This window comes from Liquorilactobacillus sucicola DSM 21376 = JCM 15457 (genome assembly GCF_000612445.1).
GTDB lineage: Bacteria > Bacillota > Bacilli > Lactobacillales > Lactobacillaceae > Liquorilactobacillus > Liquorilactobacillus sucicola.
Map to the genome: position 1 here is coordinate 1 of NZ_BALC01000008.1, position 22009 is coordinate 22009.

Annotated in this window: 16 protein-coding genes, 1 tRNA gene and 2 pseudogenes; 13 read left to right on the forward strand and 6 right to left on the reverse strand. The window is 38.2% G+C overall.

What is annotated here, in order from left to right; translation table 11 throughout:
- Positions 1-428: 428 nt before the first annotated feature.
- The 3 genes and pseudogenes from JCM15457_RS10305 to helD all read right to left on the reverse strand — a co-directional run bounded on the left by JCM15457_RS10305 (position 429) and on the right by helD (position 4026).
- Entirely contained in the window at positions 429-1022 is a 594-nt protein-coding gene (locus JCM15457_RS10305; protein WP_051993469.1) for a sigma-70 family RNA polymerase sigma factor, read from the reverse strand.
- A 576-nt stretch (positions 1023-1598) separates the two neighbouring features.
- Positions 1599-1671, reverse strand: a tRNA-Thr gene (locus tag JCM15457_RS10310).
- Positions 1672-1756: 85 nt separating this feature from the next.
- Positions 1757-4026: pseudogene (helD, locus tag JCM15457_RS10315) on the reverse strand (RNA polymerase recycling motor HelD).
- A 367-nt stretch (positions 4027-4393) separates the two neighbouring features.
- Here helD and trpS point away from each other — a divergent pair.
- Both trpS and JCM15457_RS10325 read left to right on the forward strand, forming a co-directional pair.
- Positions 4394-5407, forward strand: a complete 1014-nt coding sequence (gene trpS, locus JCM15457_RS10320) for a tryptophan--tRNA ligase (protein WP_034989781.1) — start codon at positions 4394-4396, stop codon at positions 5405-5407.
- Between the two features lie 58 nt (positions 5408-5465).
- The gene (locus JCM15457_RS10325) at positions 5466-6398 is read left to right on the forward strand and encodes a Ppx/GppA phosphatase family protein (RefSeq protein ID WP_034989782.1); all 933 of its coding nucleotides are present in this window, start codon (positions 5466-5468) and stop codon (positions 6396-6398) included.
- 303 nt (positions 6399-6701) lie between these two features.
- On the opposite strand, the gene JCM15457_RS10330 is transcribed toward JCM15457_RS10325, so the two are convergent.
- The gene (locus JCM15457_RS10330) at positions 6702-7490 is read right to left on the reverse strand and encodes a substrate-binding periplasmic protein (RefSeq protein WP_034989783.1); all 789 of its coding nucleotides are present in this window, start codon (positions 7488-7490) and stop codon (positions 6702-6704) included.
- 118 nt (positions 7491-7608) lie between these two features.
- Between JCM15457_RS10330 and JCM15457_RS10335 the strand changes: the two genes are divergently transcribed.
- The 9 genes and pseudogenes from JCM15457_RS10335 (at position 7609) to ispE (ending at position 16463) form a co-directional block, all read left to right on the forward strand.
- The gene (locus tag JCM15457_RS10335) at positions 7609-8871 is read left to right on the forward strand and encodes a hydroxymethylglutaryl-CoA reductase, degradative (RefSeq protein WP_034989785.1); all 1263 of its coding nucleotides are present in this window, start codon (positions 7609-7611) and stop codon (positions 8869-8871) included.
- A 1-nt stretch (position 8872) separates the two neighbouring features.
- Complete coding sequence (locus tag JCM15457_RS10340) at positions 8873-9685, forward strand: IpaB/EvcA family protein (protein ID WP_235725687.1); 813 nt, start codon at positions 8873-8875, stop codon at positions 9683-9685.
- Between the two features lie 169 nt (positions 9686-9854).
- Positions 9855-10550: an NAD-dependent protein deacylase gene (locus JCM15457_RS10345; protein WP_034989786.1), complete on the forward strand. Its 696-nt coding sequence runs from the start codon at positions 9855-9857 to the stop codon at positions 10548-10550.
- 178 nt (positions 10551-10728) lie between these two features.
- A pseudogene (gene metG, locus JCM15457_RS10350) lies at positions 10729-12746 on the forward strand (methionine--tRNA ligase).
- A 97-nt stretch (positions 12747-12843) separates the two neighbouring features.
- The gene (locus tag JCM15457_RS10355) at positions 12844-13614 is read left to right on the forward strand and encodes a TatD family hydrolase (protein ID WP_034989787.1); all 771 of its coding nucleotides are present in this window, start codon (positions 12844-12846) and stop codon (positions 13612-13614) included.
- Position 13615: 1 nt separating this feature from the next.
- A complete protein-coding gene (rnmV, locus tag JCM15457_RS10360; RefSeq protein ID WP_034989788.1) occupies positions 13616-14191 on the forward strand; it encodes a ribonuclease M5 in 576 nt (191 codons plus the stop codon).
- On the forward strand, positions 14175-15077 hold the full coding sequence (gene rsmA, locus JCM15457_RS10365) for a 16S rRNA (adenine(1518)-N(6)/adenine(1519)-N(6))-dimethyltransferase RsmA (RefSeq protein ID WP_034989789.1): 903 nt from the start codon (positions 14175-14177) through the stop codon (positions 15075-15077). The genes rnmV and rsmA overlap by 17 nt, the downstream gene beginning before the upstream one ends.
- A gap of 92 nt (positions 15078-15169) precedes the next feature.
- Positions 15170-15409 (forward strand): Veg family protein, encoded by a 240-nt coding sequence (locus JCM15457_RS10370; protein WP_034989790.1) that lies wholly within the window; start codon positions 15170-15172, stop codon positions 15407-15409.
- Between the two features lie 175 nt (positions 15410-15584).
- A complete protein-coding gene (gene ispE / locus JCM15457_RS10375) occupies positions 15585-16463 on the forward strand; it encodes a 4-(cytidine 5'-diphospho)-2-C-methyl-D-erythritol kinase (protein ID WP_034989791.1) in 879 nt (292 codons plus the stop codon).
- A gap of 209 nt (positions 16464-16672) precedes the next feature.
- On the opposite strand, the gene argH is transcribed toward ispE, so the two are convergent.
- Positions 16673-18055, reverse strand: coding sequence for an argininosuccinate lyase (argH, locus tag JCM15457_RS10380; RefSeq protein ID WP_034989792.1), 1383 nt, complete (start codon positions 18053-18055; stop codon positions 16673-16675).
- Positions 18052-19293 (reverse strand): argininosuccinate synthase, encoded by a 1242-nt coding sequence (locus tag JCM15457_RS10385; protein ID WP_034989793.1) that lies wholly within the window; start codon positions 19291-19293, stop codon positions 18052-18054. Before JCM15457_RS10385 ends, argH begins: the two co-directional genes overlap by 4 nt.
- Before the next feature lie 531 nt (positions 19294-19824).
- Between JCM15457_RS10385 and JCM15457_RS10390 the strand changes: the two genes are divergently transcribed.
- Both JCM15457_RS10390 and JCM15457_RS10395 read left to right on the forward strand, forming a co-directional pair.
- The gene (locus tag JCM15457_RS10390; protein WP_034989794.1) at positions 19825-21018 is read left to right on the forward strand and encodes an aminotransferase class I/II-fold pyridoxal phosphate-dependent enzyme; all 1194 of its coding nucleotides are present in this window, start codon (positions 19825-19827) and stop codon (positions 21016-21018) included.
- Positions 21015-22001, forward strand: a complete 987-nt coding sequence (locus tag JCM15457_RS10395) for a D-2-hydroxyacid dehydrogenase (protein ID WP_034989795.1) — start codon at positions 21015-21017, stop codon at positions 21999-22001. Before JCM15457_RS10390 ends, JCM15457_RS10395 begins: the two co-directional genes overlap by 4 nt.
- Positions 22002-22009: the final 8 nt, after the last annotated feature.

Below are 22009 nucleotides of genomic sequence, written 5' to 3' on the forward strand. Positions count from 1 at the left end.
GACTTTGTAAGTATTCTAATGAAAGACAGTTAAGAGATGATTGTATTCGTTTCTTGGCTGTTTTTTTATACAATTTTTATGATATATCCGTAATTCATCATTTAGTCCATTTTTTTGCTTTCAAACAACGACTAAGTAGTTATAATAATCACTGCAGATGTTACTTTACTCAATGGCTGTGCAGGCATAATATAAAAAAATGTTTCGATGATTATTAGACAAGTATTGAATGTGCATGTCTGCCATAGTTAGTGTTTTACTATGAGCAATTCACAATTAAGCAGAAAATAATTTTTTGAAATACATTAACATAAGGGTTAAAAGGGGCTGAGTCAAAAGTTATTTTTGACTCAGCCCCTCAATTGCTATATTTCTACTTTCACGTTAGTACTCAATTTTTATCGACTTTACACTGCTTTGTGGCACTATCATGTATTTTCAAAACGTGCAACGAGTTTAGCACGACAACGCGACATTGCACGATTTACTTTGGTTCTAGAAAAATTCAAGTCTTGGCATATTCTTTCAGGTGTATAGTGTTCAAAAGCAAGTAGATTGAAGATCGTATATTCAAATTCTGACATACCATCTGTCATAGATAAAACGACTTCTTTTGCCAGAATTATTGCCAAAGAATCAGGAAAAGGCAAAATTTCTTTAGGTGAAAAATCTCCTTGAGTTTCTAAAATTTTTTCGAATGACTCAGCATATTTATCTCCCATGCGTTTTTTGGCGCTTTCCTTACGCAGCAAACTGCAGTAACGATTAAATAGACTTTGCTGAAAGAATTTACCGAATGAAACATTACCGGATATATTGTAGGATAATGCAGCTTGATAGCAGACTATACGAGCTTCTTGAATTAGGTCTTCGGTTTCTAAAAACCGGAAGTGATAACGTTTGGTAGCCTTGTTTACTAGGGGCCGATATTTGTCAAAAAGCTCCTTAAAAGAAGCGCTTTCATTATTGGTGCGAATAGACTGTATCAATAAAGTATCTTGGTCTGTCTGAATGCTTTTCATAATTAATTCCTCCACCTATAATAATTTATGGTTTCACTAATTAATATACCGTTCTTTATATAAAAAAATAGGAAGTACGTTATAAAAAGCAAAAAAATACTCTAAAAAATTATCTCAAAATTATGATTTAATTTAAAAGTAGCACTTAATAAAAAAGCACTCAGTTAAGCAATTGAGTGTAATAATGAAATCATGCTAGGTACATTAACCAAGAAGTGCAAGCATATTTTGGGTTTTGCGGATAATTGCACTTAAACGGAAGGATTATTGTTTATTGAGATACATTACTTTGATAATGTGAAAAAAGGGGTGTACGCATAGCTACTGGGCGTAGCAGAGCCGATAGCTTACAAGTATAGTCTGATTTTGATTACGATAATTGCATTGAGTACCAACGTGAAATAGCACACATAGCGAGTACTTTGCTATGTGTAATTCAAGGCAGACGGAGAATCTTGACTTATGGAACATATTCGTCCGGAATAAACAGAAGAGCTGGGGCAAAATTTACTTTTGACCCAGCTCTATCTTCTATTGTCACTAAAACGAACAATTATACAAAAACATGTCTAGTTAAGCCACTTACCGGATTTGAACCGGTGACCCCCACCTTACCATGGTGGTGCTCTACCTGCTGAGCTAAAGTGGCACTGAATTGTTACCTTAAGTATTATATTATAGCAACGTTTTAAAATCAATAACAATTCAGAAAAAGTTGATCAATGAATTTCACATTAACTTTTACGTGGTAAAGTTATTTGATGTTCAACTGCAAAAAGATTGGCAGGGACATTCCGTATCAAAGGTGAAATTTCACCGATGCTCACTAGGACAAGCTCGTGCATTGCACGCGAACAAATTGTGTATAGCGTACCAAGCTGAGAGTTACGCGAGGATGCATTGTAGGCGATGACAGCGTCAAATTCAAGTCCCTTTGCCAGGTAGATTGGTAGAATCAAAACACCCTTGGGTAAAGCACGTGCTGTATTATCAATGAGTGTTGCAGAGCAACTTGAATGAAGTTTATGGTAAAGCATTCTGGACTCTTCCATATTGTTAGTGATGATCGCGACAGTGCTGTTAGTTCTTAGCAACTGAGATAGTTCTTTTACGATTTTTCTGAGTGCATCTGCATAGTCTTGAGCAAGCAAAATTTTAGGTTTTGTACCTGGACGAGTAAAGGCTTGAATCTTATCACCGTCAGGCAGCAAGGACTTAATGAAGTTAGTGATATTGCTTGTTGAACGATAACTTTTATTTAATTGGATAATACGCGATTTTGCTACATTGAGAGCTGTTTTTAAGGTATCCAAAAATTCCACTGATTCTTGAAAATCAGAAAATAAGGCTTGTTCACTATCCCCCAGTAGCGTTAATTTAGCTTTTGGAAAAGCAAACTTGAGATAAATTATTTGGGCTAATGAATAATCTTGAATTTCATCAATGAAAAGATGCTGAATTCTTTGGTTTTGGCCTCCACCGGTTAAAAGGTCTCTTAAGTAAAGCAACGGTGCACAATCAGTTAAAGATAGGCGGTGAAACTCCAGTTCAGTCTCGAATAAATGTTCAGCATCTTTCAAGTTCTCTTTTAGAAAATCTGAATATTGTCGATAAATGTCGATAAAATAATTGTTATAGATTGCATCATAAACAGATTGAAATCTGCGTTTAACTAATTTAAGAGCTAAGTAATCTTCCTCTTCATCAAGCCCTTTAAAATGAGAGTGCCTGTAGTCTGAAGTTAATGCAAAATATTCTTCATCACTGAGAGTAGCAATCTTATCTACAACCCAGTTACTATGAGTTTCTTCAGTTAGCAGCACTTTTAGTTTTTTGATTAGTAAATTTTTAGTTTCTAAGAAGCGTTGAGAGGGTGATAGAGCTTCTGGAAGACTTGCATAGGTTTCTTTTATTGCTTCCTTAGTAAAGATGACACGATCATTTAACATAATATCTGTGAACTGTAAGTCATTAATGGACACATTTAATACATATTCTTTAATAGCATGCATAAAAGCAGGTGCCTCTTTTGCTTTTTTATATTTATTAATGGCTGTGGGTGAAGTAAGCTGCTTTTCATAATTATCAAATAAAGTTTCGACATTCAATCCTTCAAAACGTTGCGAAAAGAATTCTGCTAGGGTAACTTGCCTCATATTACGTTCACCTAAACTGGGCAAAACTTCAGAAATATAGTGACTAAAAAGAAGATTAGGTGAAAAAAGAACAATTTGATCCGCATTTAGCTCACGTCTGCTGTGATAAAGCAAAAAGGCAATTCGTTGCAAAATAGCTGATGTTTTTCCACTGCCGGCAACCCCTTGCACAAGCAGCATTTCACTGCTGGTATCTCGAATGATTGCATTTTGTTCTTGCTGAATAGTCGCAACGATGTTTTTCATATATTCGTCACTTGCATTACCTAGAATTTCCTGCAGAATGCTGTCACCAACAGTTTCATTTGTATCGAACATATTAATTATCTGTGCGTTCTGGATCAAGAACTGCCTTTTTTTGAGTAATTCTGTTTTCTGTTTTCCAATAGGAGTCTCATAACTGACTTTACCCAAAGTCCCATTATAGTAAATACTTGATATAGGCGCGCGCCAATCATAAACCAAAAAATTTTGGCTTTCATCAACAAATGAAGATATCCCAATGTATAGAGTTTCCGGCGTAGCTCATCTTCATCAAGAATATCTACTCTTCCAAAATAAGGAGATTCTTGCAAGGCTTTTAATGTTTTGACTTGCCGTTTTAGGATTGTTTCAGTTTCAATACTTTTGGCGACTAATTGCTTTTGCTGTTGTACTTCAGCATTTGTTTCAATACGGTCATCAATTTCAAAAGTATTTATCTTTGCATTTTGAACATAGTTTTTTTCAACAGAAGATGTTTCTAGATGGGCTTTTGAATATTCTTGTTCCTTTTTTTTCAAATATTTTTTGATCTTGGCCACAATACCATCAACTCGCTGTTGTTCTTGTTGACGTTCTTTATCCATACTTGAGCCCCCTGATAATAATTTCGTAGGAAGTAATACTAACATACTCTCTATTCAACAACAATTATTTGATAATCTTGAGTTGATTAGAATGAAGTATGTTTTTGACTTTGTAATTTTTGTTGGGTACAATAGTGTTGTTAAAGATGCAGGTTAAGTAGTCAAATCAAACTAAGAGAGGTGTCATTTGCTGAGAGACACGACGATTTGATGAATTTGGAACTGCATAAATGATCGAAGACAGTTGAATAAGAGCTCAAGTGGCAGGTCTAACCTGCAATTTAGGTGGTACCGCGGTGGAAAACCGTCCTATTGCTAGTCAGCAATAGGGCTTTTTCTATTATTTATAAATTACTGGAGGAAGACTATGAAGAAAGTTATTTTAACAGGCGACCGTCCGACGGGAAGACTACACATTGGACATTATGTTGGATCGCTTAAAAATCGAGTTGCGTTGCAGAACACGGGGAAATATGATCCTTACATTATGATTGCAGATCAACAAGCTTTAACGGATAATGCACGTGATCCTAAAAAAATTCGCGATTCGCTGGTTCAAGTTGCACTGGATTACTTAGCTGTTGGAATAGATCCAGCGAGGTCAACAATTTTCGTTCAGTCGCAAATTCCAGCATTGTCAGAATTAACAAGTTATTACTTAAATCTTGTTACGGTTTCACGACTCGAACGAAATCCGACTGTCAAAGCCGAAATTCAGCAGAAAAACTTTGAACGCTCTATCCCGGCTGGCTTCTTTGTTTATCCAGTTAGTCAGGCAGCTGACATCACTGCTTTTAAAGCGGATCTTGTTCCGGTTGGTGATGATCAAGAACCAATGCTTGAACAGGCACGTGAGATAGTTAGAAGTTTTAATGCCATTTATGAGAAAGAAATACTGGTTGAACCAGAAGGCATTTTCCCACCTAAAGGTCAGGGACGCCTTCCAGGACTGGATGGCAATGCTAAGATGAGTAAATCACTTGGCAATTGTATTTACTTGTCAGATGATGCCGACACTTTGCGTCAAAAGGTTATGTCAATGTATACTGATCCAGAACATATTCATATTGAAGATCCAGGCAAAATTGAAGGAAATATGGTTTTCACCTACTTGGATGTATTTGATACTGATAAAGAAAAAGTTGCTGATTTGAAACAGCATTACCGAGCAGGCGGGCTGGGTGATGTTAAAATAAAACGCTACCTGTTTGAAGTCCTCGAGGCGGAGTTTGGACCTATTCGTAAAAGAAGAGCGGAATTCGCACAAGATTTACCGGCAGTTTATGATATCTTAAAAGAGGGAAGCAAAAAAGCAAATAAGGTGGCCGAACAGACACTAAGAGAAGTACGAGATGCAATCGGTATAAATTACTTTGATTAAGATAACGTGAATGAAACGGAGTGAAACTCGAAAAAGATTTGGGTTTGGAGGGAGCACGTTGAAAAATTTGGTTATTCTTGACTTTGGGTCAAATTCAGCGCGGTTAGCAATTAATCGTATTTCAGCCGAAGGAAAATTTAAAGAAATAAAGCGGATCAAAGAAACGACTCGTTTGGCTGAGGGGATGGGACAAACGAGTGGTAAAAAGAAAGTGCTAGACCCACAGGCTGTTGAACGTACACTAAAAGCAGTCAAATATTTTATCAAGGTATACCAAAATTATCCCCATAGTGAGGTCTGCGCTATCGCAACAGCAGCTGTTAGGGAAGCAGAAAACAGTGACGCTTTCTTGCAAGCCGTCAAAAAAATGACGGGGGTCGACGTCAAGGTCCTTTCAGGGCAAGACGAAGCGTATTATGATTATCTTGGAGTTGTGAATTCACTACCACTTAAAGAATGTCTGGTAGTAGATATGGGTGGAGGCAGTTGTGAGATTGTCTTGGTTAAAGACAGGAAAGCTCAACACTTGGCTTGCATCCCTTATGGGGCAATCAGTTTAACAGAGCGTTTTGGTGCTGATAAAGTAATGAGCGCGCGTCAATTATTTGAATTTCAGGATTTCATCAATAAGCAGTATCGAGAGTTAGACTGGTTGCGACATGCTTATGGAGTGCCCTTAGTGTTGTTGGGTGGGTGTAATCGAACTGTTGCGCGTATTCAGAAGAGAAGACTACAACAACATGACCTTGAGCAGATTCATGGTTTCAAAATACCACAGAAAGATTTTACTGGTATTTACACTGATTTGTTGAGCAAGAGCAATCGAGAACGAAAAAAGATTAGTGGGATGGAACAAAATCGAGCAGATATTATTTTGGGGGGGATGACTCCTGTTATGATGCTTCTTCAAACTTTGAATAGCTCGCATGTGGTTTTTTCAGAGAGCGGTGCACGTGAGGGCTTTATGTACACTTTTTTGAAGAAAATGTGACAAAAATGGCCAACTTTCAGTGCTAACAAGGAATTACGGATAATAGTTTTTAATATAAGCAGTTTGCAATTTAGTTGAGGAAGTTGACTGTTAAAAATAATAGCAAAGAGCTGGGACAAAGTAATAGTTGACCCAGCTCTTTGTTTAAAATTTTGTAAACAGTATAGCATTACAATAGTCGAATTCCCTGATAAAACTATGAATTCTTTATGGTCAATTCTAGACTATGAACAATAATCTGCAGCTAAAATTCGAAGGCTGATAGTATGATATGTTCAGCTCTTTAGGAGAATTAGCTGTTATTTATTGTTTTGACCAGTCTTGAGAAAAATATTTTTGTGAAAGTTCAGCAAGTGATCCATCTTGCTTGAATTTTGTTAGACTTTGATTAACTTTTTGGAGAAGCTCTTTATTACCGGCAGGTATAACACCATACATTTGCTGAGAAACTAGTGGCGGGAAAGGACTGTTTTTGACTAGTTCAGTTGTAAGCAGAGGATCATTTTGAACAGCGGCTGAATAAGCATAATCGCTTATAACTGCACCACTTACATGTTTAGCAAGAACAGCTTGAAGAATTGTGTCTGTTTGTGAATACCGAGAAAAGCTTATTTTGAAATCTTGCAAGGTACTGGGAATATCTAGTTTGTCTGAGATTGCAATTTTTCGATTTGCTGCCTTTTCCAATACGTTTAAGCGATGATTTGGCAAGGTAAGTAATACATTTGGCTGATACAGGTACGTATCAGTTTTGGAGTATGTCTTTTTGGCAAGTTCAGCAGGACTTCGATTCAAAAGAAGAAGTTGGATTTTTCCGTGCTTAAACTTGTGGTACAAATAAGTGTGCGAGCCGGTGATGAACTTAGCGTGCATATTATTTTTGCGTGCAATTTTCTTGACTAAGTCAACATTGAAACCTGTCAGTTTTTTTTGGTGATCATACCAACTATAAGGTTTGTCTTGCGAAACCACACCAACAAAAATAGTTTCTTTTTTGTTTGGTGTGGTTTTGAAAATAAGACTAACCGTCAATAATATACCTAAAGTAGTAATTATCAATGCTATAACCAGATGTCTATTATTCGTATACATAAACAGCACACATTTTAAATGGTGCCTACCTCCCTTTTGATTCTTCAATAATACTTGTATTATTATATAATGAAAACTGAACGATTACACGCTATGTATTTCCGGAGAGGAGAACACGATGAGTGGTTTGAGAAAGTTTTATCGCAAAACAGTGCAAGAGCGCTGGAGTACTCTGTATGAGAAAGAAATTTTAACTGAAAAACAAGTTGAATATCTTAAAGACAAAACGTATGCTCCTGAATTTGGAGATTCAATGATTGAAAATTATATAACTGACTATACTGTACCAGAAGGGCTCAGCTTCCATTATTTGATTGATGGTCGCGAGTATCTTGTACCTATGGTAACCGAAGAACCGTCGGTAATAGCTGCTAGCAGCCATGGTGCTGGGTTAGTCAAAAAGGCCGGTGGTTTTAAAACAAGAATTGAACAGCGGCTAATGATCGGACAAATATTACTTGAGAACTGCGAAAACTATGCAGAAGTGTGCCAAAGAATTGAGGAAAAAAAGGCAGCGATTCTTGAAGTTGCAAATAAAGCTCATTATTCGTTAGTTAAACGCGGTGGCGGTGCGAGATGGCTTCGCTGCAGACAGTTAGCAGATGATCTGATGTCTATTGACATGGCAGTGGATGTCCAGGAAGCAATGGGAGCAAATATGCTTAACACAATGCTGGAGGCAGCGGCAGATTATATTCATACCAAGCTAGATCAAAACGTTTTGCTGAGCATTTTGTCTAATTATGCTACTGAATGCCTAGCCGTTGCTGAGTGTAGTCTTCCACTTTCACTGCTAGGTAAAAATGGTCTTACAGGCGAAGAAATAGGGCGTAAAATAGCCCAAGCTAGTCGAGTTGCACAGCTTGATCCTTATCGCGCAGCTACACACAATAAGGGGATTATGAATGGAATTGATGCAGTAGTTATGGCAACAGGAAATGATTGGCGTGCGATTGAAAGCGGGGCGCATGCTTTCGCTGCTCGTTCAGGTCAATATCGCGGATTGAGTAAATGGAAAGTTAGCGCTGATCAACTGAAAGGTCGCATAGAATTGCCGTTACCAGTTGGAACAGTTGGTGGATCCATTGGCATTCTACCATTAGTTAAAATTAATCAAAAAATACTAGGTATAAGGAATGCAACGGAACTAGAAAGAGTGATTGCCTGTGTAGGATTAAGTCAAAACCTTGCAGCGTTGTACGCGTTGATTTCAGAGGGAATTCAGAGAGGCCATATGCGCCTTCAAGCGAAATCATTGGCAATAGCTGCTGGAGCTAAACCAGACGAGCTCTTTCAAGTTCTTAATGTGATGAGAAAAAATGAAAAAAATGACTTGGCGACGGCTAAGGCAGTGGTAGCTAGAATTAGGAGGAATAGATGAGATGGTAGATGTTGAGTTGAATGAAGCAGCACGAAAATTAATTGTTGAGTTAAAGGATATTTATCCTTATGAAGTGGAACTTAAATATCATGCTAAAGAAGCTGGTTTTTTGAGGCACGATCAGGCACAGCAATACCTTCGCGGTGGTAAAATGATTGTAGAAGTAAATGACGTAACAGAGCCAAGTTACACAGTTTCGCATGAACTGCTGCATTTGCTGTTACTATTTAAAGGAGCACCGCAAATCTCGTTTAACATTACGACAGGTGATACGGAACTAGATAATAAAATAATGGCAACTGGAATGGAACTCTATGATACTGTTTTGCATTTTATCGTATACCAACAGCAAAGGGAACGAGGACTGATTGATGACAATGTTGAGGAACTGTACTTTAAAGGAATTTTAGCAACCCTTAAACCTGAACCGCAGGGAAAAACAGACGAGTGGATGGTTCTAAGAACATTGACGCTATTGGATGCTCTAGTATTCTTCAGGGATGAAACAGAACGTATCTTGCCAAAACTGGCAGAGTTGTATCCACGAACTTTAACCGCAGCGCGCGAGATTTATACTGAATTAGCGAGAAAAAGAATCAGTTCGGCTTTTGAAATAAGAAGAGCAATCGTTAAGGTCTATCGTTTGTTTGACCAGCAGCTAAAGCAATGGCAGATGGTACAGATGAATCTGCAGAATTTTGTTACATTAACACCGGTACTGAGCGAAAGGCAAAAGAGATTGGAGGTACGGCAGTTATTTTCGATCTTTCATTCCGAACTACATGAAAACCTGCAAGATACAACTGCTATATAGGCATTCTAAAAAGTGATCAGCAGAACACTTTTGTCTTGCCAGCACCTCAAGGTGAGAAAACAGAAGAAACATTTAAACGTATTTATGCAATGCCGCTTGCTAGTTTTATGGAGAAATTGGCAATTCCGTATTTGACACGATAACTATTGATGTTAGGGGGAACGGATGGATGACAGAGCTGCAAAAAATGATAGAAAGCGCGCGTAATATTGTTTTTCTGACAGGGGCTGGAGTTTCAACTCCTTCTGGAATTCCTGATTATCGTTCAAAAAGTGGTCTGTACACACAAAAAGCGAATCCTGAATATTTGTTAAGCAGAACTTGTTTAGAACAAGAACCCAAAAAGTTTTATCATTTTGTATCTGAACACATGTATTATCCCTCAGCTGAACCTAATGTTATTCATAAAAAAATAGCCGCTGCTTCGCATATCTGTCAGGCGAAGGTCATTACACAAAATGTTGATGGATTGCATTTAAGTGCCGGAACTGAAAATTTGGTGGAGTTTCATGGAAACTTGTATCAAGTTTATTGTCAAAAATGTGGTAAACAGGTAGATTATCGTGAATATTTGAAAAACATGATTCATTATGGATGTGGTGGCATACTTAGACCGAATATTGTTTTGTATGAAGAAACAATAGCGCAAGCTGTATTGCACGCGGCGATCAAGATGGTAAGTCAAGCTGATTTGCTCATCATTTGTGGGACCTCACTGCGTGTTTATCCGTTTGCGGGGTTGATTAGGTATCGCTCTTCTGCGGCAAAAATCATCGCGATCAACCGTGAAAAAATTGAATTGCCATCCGGCGGCAGCATGATTCTTGAAGATGCAGTGCATGCATTTGAAAAATTGCACATTTAACTTTAGGTAAGTGTATTTGAAGGCGTACTTAGATGAATAGAACTATTAATTTTTTACGCGAGTCAGTCCTATAAAATATGATATACTTACAATAATAACTAGCGTGTCAATTGAGTTAATAAAAAAATAAAATTTTTGAATTTAAAAATTACTTGTTGAATTGAAGGAGATTGATCTAATGGGTGAAAAAAAGACTTTTTATATAACTACTCCGATTTATTATCCGTCTGGAAAACTACATATTGGAAATTCATATACAACAATTGCCTGTGATGTTATGGCACGGTACAAAAGGCTGCAGAATTTTGATGTTTTTTCCTGACAGGGACTGACGAACATGGCCTTAAAATTGAACAAAAAGCTGAAGAATTGGGAACAACACCTAAGGCTTATGTAGACAAGATGGCTGCGGAAATCAAGAAATTATGGGAACTTTTAGAAATTTCAAATGATAAATTTATTCGAACAACTGATGATTATCATGAAAAGGCTATTCAGAAGATTTTTCAAAAGTTGCTCGATAAGGGTGATATCTATCTTGGTGAATATGAAGGTTGGTATTCTGTTTCAGATGAGGAATACTTTACTGAATCACAGTTAGCAGAAGTATATCGGGATGATCAAGGGAATATTACTGGTGGAAAAGCACCTTCTGGGCATGAAGTTGAATTAGTTAAAGAAGAATGTTATTTCTTCAAGATGAGCAAATATGCAGATCGCCTTGTAAAGTACTATGAAGCACATCCAGATTTTATTATCCCAAATTCACGTAAACATGAAATGCTCAACAACTTTATCAAACCTGGTCTTGAAGACTTAGCTATTACGCGAACGACCTTTAATTGGGGAGTTAAAGTTCCCAGCAACCCCGAGCATGTTGTGTATGTCTGGATTGATGCTCTGTGTAATTATATTACTGCCTTAGGATATGGAACCGCTAATGATGCTATGTTCAAAAAATACTGGCCAGCTGATATTCAGATGGTTGGAAAAGAAATTGTTCGTTTCCATACGATCTATTGGCCGATTATATTGATGGCACTTGAATTGCCACTGCCTAAGCATGTTATTGGGCATGGTTGGCTCTTGATGAAAGACGGCAAAATGTCTAAATCAAAAGGCAATGTTGTGTACCCAGAGATGCTTGTTGAACGTTACGGCCTCGATGCTTTAAGGTATTATTTGATGAGGGCTGTGCCATTTGGCAATGATGGAGTATTTACACCGGAAGATTTCGTTGAGCGTATCAATTATGATTTAGCAAATGATTTGGGCAACCTTTTGAACAGAACTGTTGCTATGATTAATAAGTACAATACAGGTATTGTTCCCACTCTGGCTGTGGGAGAAGATTTAACTGGATTTGATACTGATCTTGAAGCTCAAGCAGCAGAAATAGTTGAAAACTATAAAAAAGAAATGGACGCGGTTCATTTTTCAAATGCGCTAGACGTTATCTGGCAGCTTGTTAGTCGTACGAATAAGTATATTGATCAGACAGAGCCGTGGATACTGGCGAAGGATCAAGCGAAAAAGACTGAGTTAGACAATGTACTTGCACACTTGGCAGCAAGCTTGCGCGTGATTGCAATTTTGTTACAGCCGGTCATGACTCACGGGCCTAAAGAAATTTTCAAGCAACTTGGGTTGTCAGCTGAGAATATGAATATCGAAAAAGTTAAATTCACCGAATTCCCAGAAAATGTCAAGGTTGTTGCTAAAGCAACCCCTATCTTCCCACGGCTGGATGTTGAAAAAGAAGTAGATTATATTAAGTCCAAAATGACAAAAAATGAAAAGGTAAAAGGTCGCAAGGCGATGGCTGAGGCAAAACAGAATGGTCAAACAGAACTGAATCTGACTAAAAAAGAAATTCGATTCGATAAATTTGACAAAGTTGAGTTAAAAGTTGCTGAGGTTTTACAGGTTGAACATGTTAAAGGCGCTGATAAACTGTTAAAATTTCAATTAGATGCCGGCGACAAGGGTAACCGGCAAATTCTTTCGGGAATTGCTGAATGGTACCCTGTCCCTGAAAAGCTTGTTGGAAAAAAAGTGATTATCGTTGCCAATCTGCAGCCGCGTGAGATGCGTGGTGAAGTTAGTCAGGGGATGTTGCTATCTGCTGAATACGGTACTAAGGTTGAGTTGATAACTGTTGACAGTGCAATTCCTAATGGATCTTTGCTCAGTTGATGTTTTAAAAGGATCGTTCTTGCAAAGTCTGAAACAGATGGATTTTTGCGATGACGATCTTTTTCTTTGAAATTAAGCAATTTGCGGGGGAAATAGAATGAGAATATTCGATTCGCACACACATATCAATGCACCCCAGTTCGCTGGGGAAGTTCATGAAGTACTGCAGCGAGCACACGCTTTAAATGTGGAAAAAATGCTTGTTATAGCTTATGATGAGCCAAGTATGGAACGATTGCAGACATTAATGGAGCAATATGAGGGAACCGTTTACGGTGCAATCGGGTGTCATCCAGAAGATGCGCGACTTTATAATGATAGACTGATAAAATCACTTAAAATAAACTTGCGACGTCCCCAAATGCGTGCCTTAGGAGAAATAGGACTGGATTATCATTGCGAAGTACCGCATGAGCTTCAAAAAAAAGTATTTGTATCACAGGTTAATCTTGCTAAAAAAATGAATTTGCCTATTAGTGTTCATAATCGTGATGCATTTGAAGATGTCTATGAAATTCTTAAAAAGATAGATATTCGACAAACAGGTGGCATTATGCACAGCTTCAATGGTAATGCTTTTTGGGCGCACAAATTTTTGGAGTTAGGAATGTTTTTGTCTTTTAGCGGAGTGGCTACGTTTAGAAATGCAGTTGATGTTCGCGAAGCATTTATGGTCACTCCCTTGGAGCGTGTGCTGGTGGAAACTGATGCGCCCTACCTTACACCTGAGCCTTACAGGGGGAAACAAAATGAACCAGGTTACACGCGGTATACGCTTGAGTATTTGGCACAGGTCAGGGGAATAACTAATGTTGAATTAGCTGCTGCCTCTTATGCGAATTCAAAAAGAATATTGAGGATCAAATAATATGAAGAAGATTAAAGAAGTAATTGTTGTTGAAGGAAAAGATGATACAAAAAGAATAAAATTAGCTGTTAAGGCGGATACACTAGAGACAAGGGGATCTGCAATCAGCGAGGAAACAATTGAACAAATTGCATTGCTGCAGGAAACGAGGGGGGTGATTGTTTTTACGGATCCGGATTTTTCGGGTGAAAAAATACGTAAGATAATTACGCGTGAGGTTCCTGGTGTAAAACATGCTTTTTTAAATAAAAAAGATGCTGCTCCGCAAACTAAGGGGAGTCTGGGTGTCGAGCATGCTTCACCGGCTGCAATTCGTGAGGCACTCGCACATCTGTATACTGAAGTGACAGATGGGGTTCCGTTGGTTGCACGTGAAGATTTGCTTAGAGCTGGGCTAATGTCTGGACCAGAAGCCAAAAAAAGACGTGCACTTTTGGGTGAATTTTTAAAAATAGGATATACCAATGGTAAACAACTCTATAACAGATTGAATCTTTTTCAAATAACCCCGGAACAGTTAGAAGAAGCATTGGTGCAAGTTGAACATGCAATGGAGGAAAATGATAGTGACAGATAAAAAACGGCCAGATATTGCATCTCCAGTCAGGACAAGAGCAATTATGGAAACTTATGGTTTAAGTTTCAAAAAAAGTTTAGGTCAGAATTTTTTGACAGATGTTAATGTTTTAAAAAAAATTGTTAATGCAGCACAAGTCGATGAGAATGATGATGTAATAGAAATAGGTCCGGGAATTGGGGCACTGACTGAACAAATAGCGAAAAAGGCACACAGTGTCTTAGCTTTGGAACTAGATGATCGCTTGATCCCAGTTTTATCTGAAACATTGGCACCATACGATAATATTCAAGTTCTCCGCCAAGATGTGCTTAAAGCTGACTTGAAAGATCTACTGGCAAGGCATTTCGATGGGCAGCATCAAGTTAAGGTTGTGGCTAACCTGCCTTACTATATTACAAGTCCAATTATTCTTCACTTGCTTGAGACAGGGATACATTTTGAAGCAATTGTTGTTATGATGCAAAGGGAGGTTGCAGAACGTTTGGGTGCACGACCAGGAACGAAAGCTTATGGTTCATTGACAGTCCGTGTCCAATATCAGATGAATGTTCAGGTGGCTTTTATCGTGCCGAAAACTGTCTTTGTGCCGCAGCCCAAGGTTGATTCCGCGATTGTTGTTCTCGATCCTAAAGAAGTCCAAGTTTTGCCGCAGAATGAACAATTGTTTTTTAAAGTGGTCAGAGGATGTTTCCAGCACCGGCGTAAAAATATTTGGAACAATCTACTGGCTTTTTTGGGGAAACAGACGGTAGACAAGGAAAAACTGCAACGAGTGCTTGCGGAATTGAACATCTCTCCCAAAGAGAGGGCGGAAAACCTAGCGATTAACGATTTCATACACTTAACAAATAAAATTATTGATTTTAACATCATTGAAAAATAATTATTTTTTAATTGAATTATGGTAGTGGAGTGTGGTATAATTGCTTTTTTTGTGAAACAATGTTATGATAGTTTCACAGAGGGGTGAAATCCATGCCAATAACATTAGCTACTATTAAGAAGAAACTTGATGATTATGTTGGGGAAAATTTAACAGTCATCGCACAAGCTGGACGTAAGAAAACGATTAGGCGACATGGAATCTTGCGAGAAACATTTCCAGCCGTGTTTGTTGTTGATTTGAATCAGGATGAAAATGCATTTGAACGTGTTTCGTATAGTTACACAGATGTGCTCACCAAAAATATTGAACTTGATTTTGAAAAGAATTAGGTATGATGTGGTCATTAAATGAAAAAAACTATTTAGTCGTTAGTTTTTTATTGAAGCCTAGCTGGTTGACGATGCGCGGCTTTTTTTATTTTGTCTTGAAAATGCTTGGATTTTTATTTTCAAATAACTGCATTTTTAAGTATAATGATATTAAAATATTTGAGTAGGTGACCGGATGGATATTTTAGAAAAAGCCCCTGCCAAGATCAATTTATGTTTAGACACTCCATTTCGTCATCTTGATGGGAGCCCGGAGTGGCGGATGGTGATGACTTCAATTGATTTGGCGGATTATGTGCATATTGAAGCCAGTAATGCTTTAAACGGAATTTCGGTAGAGACTGATACCGGATTTCTTCCAAGCGATCAACGTAATTTAGCATATAAGGCTGCCAAGGAACTGCAGCGCCTGTACAGTATTACGGAAGGCGTGCGCATCAGCATTAAGAAAAACATACCTGTTGCTGCCGGTTTGGGCGGTGGATCTTCTGATGCCGCTGCTGTTTTGCGCGGCTTAAATCAGATCTGGAATTTAAAACTTTCATTACGCGAATTGGCAAAGATAGGTTTGAGAATAGATTCAGATGTTCCCTTCTGTGTGTACAGCAAAACAGCATTAGTCGAAGGCAAGGGTGAAGTGATTACCCCTTTGAATGATCTGCCACCGCTTTGGCTGGTAGTTGCCAAACCACGGGCAAGTGTTTCGACTCCATCTATTTTAAAAAGAATATCCTATGAAAGGATAGAACATCCCAAGGTTGACAAAGTAGTGGCTGGTATTAAAAATGGTAGTTTAACAGAGATTTGCCGATGGATGGGAAATGCTCTGGAGCCAATAACTATCAGCGAGATACAAGAAATAGCTAGGATCAAAAAAAAGATGTATGAATTTGGTGTTCAAGCAGCACAAATGAGTGGAAGTGGACCGACAGTTTTCGGTATTTGTGCAAAATATTCACGTGCGCAGCATGTTTATAACAGTCTTAAAGGTTTTTGCAATGAAGTATATATAGTTCATCCCTGTATCTTAGAGAGAACATTCGAGCATAAGTGATAAGTGCGCATAAGAAAAAATGTCAGTAATTAAAAAGAAGAGTTGGAGCAAAATGTTAGTTTTGCTCCAACTCTTCTTTTGTTCATTTGACCTAGATACCCCCAAGCTTTGCACCATTGTAAACAGTACTTGAAGTTTTTTGGTATCAGATTCAAAACTTAATGTCATAATACTGAATTTTTTCTATCGCATTTGGAGGTTGGATATTATTAAAAGTTCAGTTCTTGTTTGGCATTTTTAACTTGTTTAGCAACTTCATTAAAGCCTGTGCTGCCAGCTGAATGACGTCTGTCAATTGCTGTTTTTGATGTTAGGTCTTCATAGACGTCTTTATCTATCAATGGAGATATCTTCTTGTACTCACTTAAGGGAATATCTTGTAGATTAAATCCTTCTTGGGTCCCTTTTAAAACGAGCTCACCAACGATGGCATGTGCTTGTCTGAAAGGAATGCCCTTATTGGCAAGATAATCAGCAAGTTCCGTTGCATTGGAGAAATCGTGCTCCGTTGCATGCGCCATTTTTTTCTCGTTGACTTTGAGCGAAGAAAGCATGCCAGTGAAGACCTTTAAACTAGGGACTATCGTCTTGATCGTATCAAATAATCCTTCTTTGTCTTCCTGCAGATCTTTATTATAAGCTAAAGACAGTCCCTTCAATGTTGTGAGCAATCCTAACAGATGACCAAACACGCGACCGCTTTTACCACGAATCAGTTCAGCCATATCGGGGTTCTTTTTTTGCGGCATAATTGAGCTGCCTGTTGAATACTCATCACTTAACTCTATATAATTGAATTCATAAGAGCACCAGAGAATGATTTCTTCGCAAAAACGCGAGAGATGCATCATTAAAATTGAAGCATTACTGAGAAATTCAAGCACAAAATCACGGTCTGAAACTGCGTCAAGCGAGTTGGCATAGATATCTTTAAATCCCAGTTCATTGGCTGTGAATTGGCGGTCAATCGGGAAGGTCGTGCCCGCAAGTGCTGCCGCACCTAATGGACTAAGATCTGTGTGTTCCTGATTGAAGGTAAAGCGTTCAATATCACGTTTGAACATTTGATAATAGGCCATTAAATAGTGACCGTACGAAATAGGTTGCGCATGCTGAAGGTGAGTATACCCAGGCATTATTGTAAAGATATTTTCTTCTGCTTTCTGGACGATAGTTTTTTGTAATTGCAACAGAGAAGCTATTACTTCAGGAAGTCGATGTTTAAGATAAAGATGTAAATCGGTTGCAACCTGATCATTGCGACTTCGTGCAGTGTGTAACTTACCTGCAACTGGACCGATTTTTTCCGTTAAGATACTTTCGAGGTTCATATGAATATCCTCGTTTTTAACAGAGAAAGTTAATTGGCCTTCATCCAAATCATGCTGCAATTCTTTCAAGCCGGCGATAATTTGATCAGCATCCGATTCACTTAAGATCTTTGTATACTTCAGCATTTTTACGTGAGCCAAAGAACCTTCAAGGTCTTCATGTGCCATTAATTGATCAAAGGAAATCGATGCGCCGAAAGTATCAATCCATTGAGCACTTTCAGCTGTGAAACGTCCACCCCATAGTTTTTTGGTACTCATTGCTTAACACCGTCGTTTGCTGTGTTTTTGTGTGAATCTTGCTTATTTTTAGCTTGAACTTGTGCATAAACTTGTGAAGGAAGCCCCCATAATTTGATGAAACCAGCAGCAGCTTCTTGATCGAATTCGTCAGCAGACGTATAGGTAGCAAGGTTTTTGTCATACAGCGAATTTTCTGACTTCCGGCCTTCACAGATAGCGTTACCCTTGAACAGCTTAATTCTGACCACACCGTTAACATTTTTTTGTGATTCTTTCAAGAAAGCAGTCAATGCAGGCATAAGTGGTGAGAACCACAACCCATTATAGATAACTTCACTTAATTTTTGCTCAATAACTGGTTTGAAATGTGCTAAACCACGTTCACTGGTCAAATCCTCTAAATCTTTGTGTGCTTTGATTAATACAGTAGCGGCCGGACATTCATAAACCTCACGTGATTTAATTCCAACTAACCGATTTTCGATATGATCAATTCTTCCAATACCATGCTTCCCAGCAATTTTATCGAGTTTCATGATCATCTCAGCCAAGGTGTAGTATTCACCGTTTAAGAATGTTGGTACACCCTTTTCGAAAGTGATTTCAATTGTTTCTGGTTCATCAGGCGTATCTTCGATAGCTAAAGTCCGATCATATGCATCCTCAGGAGCACTTTCCCAGGGATCTTCCAAAATGCCGCATTCATTTGCTCTTCCCCAAAGATTTTCATCAATTGAATAGGGGCTTTCCTTATTGATTGGAACGGGAATATTATTGTCTTGAGCGTATTGAATCTCTTCTTCCCGTGACCAGTGCCAATCTCTGATCGGATCTTCAATTTTCATATCTGGTGCTAACGCATGAATTCCAACCTCGAAACGTACTTGATCATTGCCTTTGCCAGTACAGCCATGAGCAATTGCAGTTGCTCCATAATGTTTAGCAACGGCAACCAATTTTGAAACGATCAGGGGACGTGACAATGCAGATACGAGCGGATACTTATTTTCATAATAAGTATGTCCTTGAAGTGCAATCAATGCATAATCTTGTGCAAACTCTTCTTTAGCATCAATAGTAATTGATTCAACAGCGCCAACATCAAAGCCCTTTTGCTTGATAGCTTCCAAATCTTTTCCTTCGCCTACATCAATACAACATGCGATAACATCATAGCCTTTGTTATTTAACCATGCGATTGCAACAGAAGTATCCAAACCACCCGAATATGCTAGAACAACTTTTTCCTTTGCCATTTATATGACCTCCAAATACTTTTTTGATTGATAAAACAATAACATTTATATTCATAAAATGCAACAATATTTGTTAAATATACTAAAAAAATGTAAAAAATGGGTTTTTATTCATTTTTTAGTGAATAAATGCAAAAAAAGAGGCTTTTAATTATGATGACACAATTTTTTTATATATTGACAGTTCAAAGACGATAAGTTATATTAAACTTATTCAATTCTAAGGAGTCTTTAATTATGCATACGCAAAATAGACCTGAACAACAATTGAATACTTTTTATTACTTTTGGTTTTTTCACAAGTGTTTGTAGCTAATTGTTAAAGATTGGGTGCAAACACGGAAGCAAAACGTATTTGCACCTGTGAGGAAAACAAAAGTTTGTTTGCTAACTAGAAATCAAACAAAGCCGCACAGATGTTGCAACAGTCTGGCGGCTTTTGAATTAAGTGGGATAAGCGTGAAGCCTAAAGACTGTTGAAAGTCTTTGGGCTTTTATTATTTGTATCTATATAAGAAAGGGAGTTTTTTTATGAATCCATTAGTCAATAGTATGAAAAAAGAATTAGAACTTTTGAAGCCCTCAGATATCAGAGCTTTTGATGAATTTGCTTCTCGAATACCCGACATTATCAAATTCACAATGGGAGAGCCCGATTTTGCTACACCAGAACATATCAAGAATGTTGGAATTGAGAGCATAAAGAGCAATCAGACGCATTATGCACCATCGAATGGCACGATTGAGCTGCGCGAAGCAGCAAGTTTATTTCTAAAAGAAAAGTATGGGCAAAATTATGACCCTCAAGATGAAGTAATCGTTACAAATGGTGCGACGGAAGCTATCTACACGAGCCTGACTTCAATTTTGAATCCAGGAGACAAAGTTATTATCCCGACACCTATTTTCCCACTATATATAGCGATTACCATATTGAATAAGGCGACTCCGATTTTTGTAGATACCTCAAAAAATAATTTTAGAATGTCGCCAGAAATGCTGCAAGCAGCACTGGATGAGCATGGAGACGCGGTCAAAGCTGTTGTCCTCAATTATCCATCCAATCCAACAGGGGTAGCTTATCCTCAAAAGGAGCTCGATTTGCTTGCAGATGTTATTCGGGGTAAAAACATTTTTGTGATTTGTGACGAAATATACAGTGAACTAACATATGATAGAGAGCATGCATCAATGACAAAAAATCTGCGTGATCAGACAATTCTTATCAATGGGGTTTCTAAATCACATGCAATGACTGGTTGGAGAATCGGTGTGATGTGCGCTCCACGTGAAATAACAAATGAATTGAGTAAAGTACACCAATTCACGGTTACAACGACTTCGACCATGACGCAGGCTGCTGCAACAGAGGCTTTTAAGAACGGACTGGATGATGGACCCAAAATGCGAGATAAGTACCGTGAGCGCAGAGACTACCTGTATACTGAACTCACAGCATTAGGTTTCATTTGTGCAAAACCAGAGGGGGCATTTTATCTGTTTGCGAAGATACCTGATGGTTTGATTCAAGATGATAAGAAATTCATTTATGATTTAGCATCCAAGGCTAAGGTTGCTGTTATAGGGGGAAGCAGTTTTGGACCTGGGGGAGAAGGATATATTCGCATCAGTTACGCAGCAAGTTTGGAGAGCATCAAAACAGCGATTGAACGAATTAAAGAGTATGTAAAAGCAAATAGGAAAAAGGGAGATTATACAAAATGAAAATTTTAATGCTGAGTGTGCGTGATGATGAGCAAAAGGCTATTAAGGAATGGGCTCAAAAAAACGAGATTCAAGTTGACACGGCAAAGTGGGAGTTGCACGAAGATACAGCGGCAAAGGTTCAAGGATATGATGGGTTAGTCATTCAGCAAAGAAGTAAGGTTGAGGCTGGTGTCTACCCAGTTTTGAAGGAGGCAGGATTAAAGCAGATTGCAACAAGGACTGCAGGTTACGATATGGTTGACCTTGACGCAGCAAGAGAAAATGGTTTGCAAGTAACCAACGTACCTGCCTATTCTCCAAGATCTGTGGCTGAGCTGGCACTTACACATACAATGAGATTAATACGGAATCTTGAGATATTTGATAAGAGAACAGAAGAACAAGATTATCGTTGGGCAGGTCTGCAGGCAAAAGAGGTTCACTCTTTAACAATTGGTATCATTGGTGCAGGGCGAATCGGAGCAACGACAGCACGTTTATTCAATGCTCTGGGAGCTAAAGTAGTGGCTAATGATTTGAAAGAGCGTGCAGATTTACAGGATATCGTGACATATAAGAGCAAAGAAGAGGTTCTAGCAGAAGCTGATGTAATATGCTTACATGTTGATTTGAATGAGACAAGTTATAATTTGATCGATAAAAGGGCATTGGAACTGATGAAACCTTCTGCTTTTCTGGTTAATGAATGTCGCGGACCAGTCGTAGATACAGATGCATTGATCGAGGCGTTGCAGCAAAAGAAGATTGCAGGAGCTGCCTTAGATACGCTGACCGGTGAAGAGAATTTCTTTAATTTTGATTTGCGGGGCAAGAAGCTACCAAGTGAGCAGCTAGTTAAATTACGTGAAATGGATAATGTAATCATTACGCCTCATGTTGGTTTTTATACAAATATTGCGGTTGAAAATATGGTCGATATCAGTTTAGATGATGTCCTACTTATTTTAAATGGCGGACGCAGTACCCATCAAGTATCCTGAATGGAGTT